This is a genomic window from Xenorhabdus sp. SGI246 (genome assembly GCF_040838225.1).
Lineage (GTDB): Bacteria > Pseudomonadota > Gammaproteobacteria > Enterobacterales > Enterobacteriaceae > Xenorhabdus > Xenorhabdus indica.
Genome location: NZ_JBFPEZ010000159.1, coordinates 1 through 5,456, shown reverse-complemented (window position 1 = coordinate 5,456; position 5,456 = coordinate 1). Strand labels below are relative to the sequence as shown.

Genomic DNA, 5,456 nt, shown 5'->3' with positions numbered 1-5,456 from the left:
AACGGGATGCGTTCATATAGAAACTTCATGGGAAATACAACAAGAAGGCTGGCGGGGACAGCCTATGTCACGGTAGATGGTGTCAGCATTATGGTGGTGGGGGACTTTACCTACAGCCCCTCATCTGTTACCCGCGAGACCTTAACCGGGATGGATTACGTGCACGGGTACAAAGAAAAACCCAGTCCGTGTTTTATTTCCTGCCGGGTGCGTGACAGCGGCGGAACGACCGTCGCGGATTTTAACAACCAGACCAACGTGACCATTGTGGCCGAACTCGCGAACGGCAAGACCATTATTGGTGAAGGCATGTGGACCGTAAACACACAGGAAGTGCGCAGCGAAGATGCGGAGTTCGAAGTCCGTTGGGAAGGCATTTCAGTGACAGAAAACTAAGGAGTTAACGTGGAAAAGACAAAAATTATACGATTAAGCAAACCGATTGAAGATAAGGGACAGAAGATCACTTATGAAGAGATTCATTTGCGTGAACCCTGTCTGATAGAAGTTGAACAGTTTTACAATGTACAAGCGGAAAACCCTAATAGTTCTCTTCCTGCCATACGCCGTTTGATTGCCTTAGTCAGTGGGGCTACAGAAACAGCATTAAACCGCATGTCTATTTCCGACTTTAATCAATGCCGGGAGTTTCTTTTGGTTTTTTTGTCGGGGAAGTCGGACTCCAGCATTGGAAACGACTAGCGGCTGATGTCACTTATTTTTATCGTTGGGGGCCACAAGATGCGTGGCTCCTGAGTTGGTCGCGGCTAAATTGGTGGGTTGAGCAGGCAGAACGGATCAATCAAGCGAGGTCGGGTAATGGGTAATGCCTTTGATTTTGAATTACATGCGGATGAAAACGCTACAAAAGCGCTGGCAGAGATTGAAGCCAGAATTAAGCAACTGAACCCTTTACTGGATTCGACACGCGAAGCCTTGCGGTTCGGTGGCAGCGAAACGCTGGATAATGTCGGTTCCGTCAGCAATAAACTACGTGACATGTCACAGTTTGCCAAAGATAACGTTCATCACATCGGCGCTATTATTCCTCCGTTAAAAAATGTTGGCGAACTGACGGCGAAATATGGCGGACTCGCTAAAAAATACGGCGGGATCGTCGGTGGCGTGGGCGCTATTGGATATGGGGCAACAAAATTGTATCAAGGTGTGCGGGATGCAGGTCAAGAAGCTATTGCTCGCAGTACAAGGGCAAAGAATGCAGGAATGAGCGTGGCGGATTTTACCCGTATGTCTGGGGCTATGCAGATTTCTACAGGACTTTCAATGGACGAGACTGATCAGTCTATCGAATCACTCTATCCCGTTCTTCAAAATGCATTAACGGTCAGAAATGGGGCAGCAAGAGCCACATTAGATACAATAGGCGTTGCAATAGCAAAAAATAAAAACGGTAATGCTGATGTTTACCAGACAATGAAAAATTTGGCGGCGAAATGGAATAACATTACACCAGAAACTCAGGATACCTTGAGAGAACATTTAGGGCTAGACAGGAATACGCTCTCATTCTTAAGGGATGGCGGACAAAAGAAAGCCGGCAATCTGAAAATTGAGGAATTGCTGACTAAATCCGATCAGTTTGGACTAACCATACAAGATAAAGCTAATGAACAAATTGAAGAAGTCGGGGCGCGTATTAACGAAGCTGAGGCCAGAATTGCAGGCACTTTGAGGAACTGGAAAAATGATATGCTGCTAACAGGCTTTGGCCAGTGGGATAAGGGAAAAGCAGCGGCGAAAGGCAAAAACCGGATTCACGGTATTATTGCAGGGATAGGTGCATTTGCCAATCCGTTTAGTTTTAATAACGGCGGAGACCAGTTAACGTTACTGAAAAAAGCACAAAAAGATGATGAGTTCAGAAAAACCTTATCTTTTAAAGAGAAAACGGATCTTTTACTGACATACGCTTCAGAAGATTTAATAAAAAAGTTAAATGCGTACTATTTTCCCAATCATAAAAAACAAAGTCATGTTGGCGAAAAAGTGCCTGATATACCTATTGTACGGGAGTCCAACTACTCTAATCCGCTAAAAGAATCAGGGAAACAACCTCGCGGTATTCGCAATAATAACCCCTTGAATATAGAGTTTGCTAAACAAAGAGACGCAACGGTAGAGGATCACCCAGAAAAGCGCTTTGCTAAATTCAGCACGCCTTACGTAGGTCTAGAGCGCACCGCTTGGCAATTACGCCGTTATTTCAATGGGATGACAGATAACGTTAAACGTCAAACCGTCGATTTAATTGTACGAAAATGGGCACCTCCGGGCGGAAAGGACAAAAATCACACAGAGGAGTATATTGATAGAGTTGCGCAGCGGCTAGGTGTCGGCAGGCATGATCGTTTGGATTTAAATAATCATGATGTTATGTACGCATTAATGCGTGAAATGGGTATGGTAGAAAGCAAGTCTTTTCCTTATAGCTATGACTTGGTTATGTCCGCCATCACCGGCACCTCTGACCCAACAAAAATGCTCGTTAAAAACAATGCATCCAGCACTAACCCTCAGATATCGGATAACACTGAGGAGAGTGCCGACAAGCAGGAACAGCAATATCCATCACTCTATAGCAAGCAAAAAAGGGCTGAATCAGAGGTGGATATCGCAAAGAGTATGGCTAAAGCATTTCAAGATGCGTTAGGTGACAAACCCTTTAAATTTGAGATCACCTTGGTTAATAGCGAGACAGGAGAGCGGCAAAAATTCCAGACAAAAACTGCGGGAAAAGTCACAACTTCCATGCGCTATCCTTGAAAATGGCTTATGTTTTATTCAGTAATGGTGGTTTTATCATTTATGAATGAAATATGAGGCAGGTGGATAACAATGACTATATGGAATACTTTTTGGTTTGTTATTGTGATGTTTATTATCTCGCTGGTTATGGCTAAATCTTCAAAGTCAATCCAGCGTAGGAAAGTAGCAACTGTGATAGCTTGGTTGGCGGGCGGGTTTATACTTTTATCTATAATCACCATTAGTTGGCTACTGAATTCAAATGATCATACAGGATGCAATAATAAAGAAGGAGGGTTTTACGTAAGTAATAATAAACTCTGTTTTAATGATAATGAAGTCCAAGCTATAATAAATAAAACCAATGGAGAAAACACGGAAGTTTCTAAATTCACCATATTGGGAAAGGATAAGGCTGTTATTTACATTAAAAACGCAGGTGAATATTTAATTTCAATTAATGGTGGTGATGTCGAAGTAACTCCATATAAAAAACAAGAGCAAGAAAGCCAAAATAACGATAGTGGCTTTAACAATAAAGAAAATGTAACTAAGATTAGTTGTTATAATAATTATATGGAATATCCATATGATGGTTTTATATTTCCTACGCGTAATAACACACTTTATAGTGCAGAAAACTTAGTCTGCTATAAAGGTAGAGATATTACATCATGGGTTGCTGGACGTGGAATGAAAGTGACATCAGCGGTAATACCCAACTCCAAGGAGTTATTCGCTATTGTTACGGTAGAGGAAGAAAACCCCCAAGAATATGAATCTAAAAGTAGTATCAGAGCAATTTATATAACAAGTGATGGCGTTCGCGGGAAAAAAGATATATTTACTCAAAGGTATACTTCTGATCCAGAAACAACACTATCTAACATGAAAATAGTTGGCTACAACTATGAAAAAGGGATTGTTTATTTTTCTGTTCCTGCTTGGGCTGTTAGCCATGCCATACATGCTTTCACGATTCCTTTTGATAATAATTACGTTAATGTAAGAGAAAAATTCATTACAGATGGTGATTTGACATTTGTGAATATGTCAAATTTATCGGGAAGACCTGAGAATGAAAAATACATAGGTAGTTTAGTTGTAGAGCAAGGCGAGATAAGGAAAGGCGAAGGACGCGTATACAATGAATATCTCATTTCACCTGAGGGAAAAAGGATTTGTGAGTTAGACACCGAAGTTGAAAATTGGCGAATATATCTACCCTGTAAAAAATAGCCCCACAGGGGCTTATTTTTTCAACCCCTTCCGTGTGTACGCCATTGACTTATAAAATAAGGATGCTATCATTACTCTATGCATACACCAATGGCGTACTGGAACATGATATTTATCGAGACATCTATCTTTACCGAAGACTGCAAAGAATTGCTAAATGATGATGAATACCGTGAATTTCAGCAGTACCTTGCCGATAACCCAACTTCTGGTGATGTAATCCAGCACACAGGCGGGTTACGCAAAGTTCGTTGGTCTTCTGGCGGTAAAGGTAAGCGTGGTGGTGTGCGTGTTATTTACTATTACAAAGTTGATGTTTCACATATCAGGCTGCTGCTGATTTATAAAAAAGGCATTAAAGATGACCTTAGCGAGTCAGAAAAGAAAGTCTTGAGAGCATTAAATGAGGGGTGGTAACAATGGATAACAAATTATTTTCCAGACTCACTGAAAGTATGGCGCAAATGAATGAGATTATTGATGGCGAGCGCACGCCTTCTCGTGAAACCCTCGTTGAGGCGGTGAAAGTAAAAAGTATTCGCCAGGCAACAGGGTTAAGCCAATCAGGATTTGCTAAGTTGATTTCTGTTAATGTTGGAACCCTCCGTAATTGGGAGCAAGGAAGAAGAGAACCGACAGGTCCGGCAAAAGCATTGTTGAAAGCGATAGAAAAAGATCCTGTCAATGTTCTGAAAGCGTTATCTATGTAAGTAGCCCCTTGCGGGGCTTTTTTTGTTGCTCATTAGTTGATTTTTACAACAGTTTCGTAAAACATCATTGCGATGTAGTCTTGTTGCGACTACAATTAGGTCAATATATGACCGGAGGATTAACTAATGACCACTGAAACTTATGTCCGTGCACGTATTGATGCAGAGACCAAAGAGCGGGCCAGTGCCGCATTGGAAGCGATGGGGTTATCTGTGTCTGATGCGATTCGCTTACTGATGTTACGCATAGCGGATGAGCAGCGCTTGCCTTTTGATGTCAAAGTACCAAACGCAACTACTCAGAAAGCAATGGAAGAACTGGAAGCAGGAAAGGGAAAGCGATTCGATAGCGTGTCTGCGCTAATGGCGGATCTGCATGAGGACGATTGAGCGTTCAACGGCATTTAAGCGGGACTTTAAACGTGAATCTAAAGGACGGTATCGCACTGATCTTGATGATGCGTTAGTTCCTGTTCTCGTGGCGCTGGCAAATGATGAACCTCTCGAACGCCGTCATCGTGATCATGAACTGGACGGCAATTGGTCAGGCTATAGAGAATGCCATATCAAACCAGATTTGTTACTGATTTACCAAAAAACGGACAGTAAAACCCTGCAATTAGCAAGACTCGGCTCTCACAGTCAGCTATTTGGGTGAACACTGTCATATATAATTGTCTTATTAAGCCCGCTCGTGCGGGTTTTTCTTTATATAGAGTCACTCGGCGAGGATCAATCATG

Annotated in this window: 8 protein-coding genes; all 8 read left to right on the top strand. The window is 42.1% G+C overall.

Going from position 1 to position 5,456, the window contains the following annotated elements:
• Positions 1-27 precede the first annotated feature (27 nt).
• The 8 genes from ABLA85_RS18900 (at position 28) to ABLA85_RS18865 (ending at position 5,373) form a co-directional block, all read left to right on the top strand.
• A complete protein-coding gene (locus tag ABLA85_RS18900; protein ID WP_187650475.1) occupies positions 28-396 on the top strand; it encodes a phage tail tube protein in 369 nt (122 codons plus the stop codon).
• Between the two features lie 9 nt (positions 397-405).
• Complete coding sequence (locus ABLA85_RS18895) at positions 406-702, top strand: phage tail assembly protein (protein WP_367965843.1); 297 nt, start codon at positions 406-408, stop codon at positions 700-702.
• A gap of 117 nt (positions 703-819) precedes the next feature.
• Positions 820-2,784, top strand: a complete 1,965-nt coding sequence (locus ABLA85_RS18890; protein WP_367965842.1) for a hypothetical protein — start codon at positions 820-822, stop codon at positions 2,782-2,784.
• Between the two features lie 72 nt (positions 2,785-2,856).
• The gene (locus ABLA85_RS18885) at positions 2,857-4,005 is read left to right on the top strand and encodes a hypothetical protein (RefSeq protein ID WP_367965841.1); all 1,149 of its coding nucleotides are present in this window, start codon (positions 2,857-2,859) and stop codon (positions 4,003-4,005) included.
• A gap of 105 nt (positions 4,006-4,110) precedes the next feature.
• The gene (locus ABLA85_RS18880) at positions 4,111-4,422 is read left to right on the top strand and encodes a type II toxin-antitoxin system RelE/ParE family toxin (RefSeq protein ID WP_367965844.1); all 312 of its coding nucleotides are present in this window, start codon (positions 4,111-4,113) and stop codon (positions 4,420-4,422) included.
• A 2-nt stretch (positions 4,423-4,424) separates the two neighbouring features.
• A complete protein-coding gene (locus ABLA85_RS18875) occupies positions 4,425-4,715 on the top strand; it encodes a helix-turn-helix domain-containing protein (protein ID WP_367965840.1) in 291 nt (96 codons plus the stop codon).
• 126 nt (positions 4,716-4,841) lie between these two features.
• Positions 4,842-5,105 (top strand): type II toxin-antitoxin system RelB/DinJ family antitoxin, encoded by a 264-nt coding sequence (locus tag ABLA85_RS18870; protein WP_367965839.1) that lies wholly within the window; start codon positions 4,842-4,844, stop codon positions 5,103-5,105.
• Entirely contained in the window at positions 5,092-5,373 is a 282-nt protein-coding gene (locus tag ABLA85_RS18865; protein ID WP_367965838.1) for a type II toxin-antitoxin system YafQ family toxin, read from the top strand. Before ABLA85_RS18870 ends, ABLA85_RS18865 begins: the two co-directional genes overlap by 14 nt.
• The last annotated feature ends 83 nt before the right edge of the window (positions 5,374-5,456 follow it).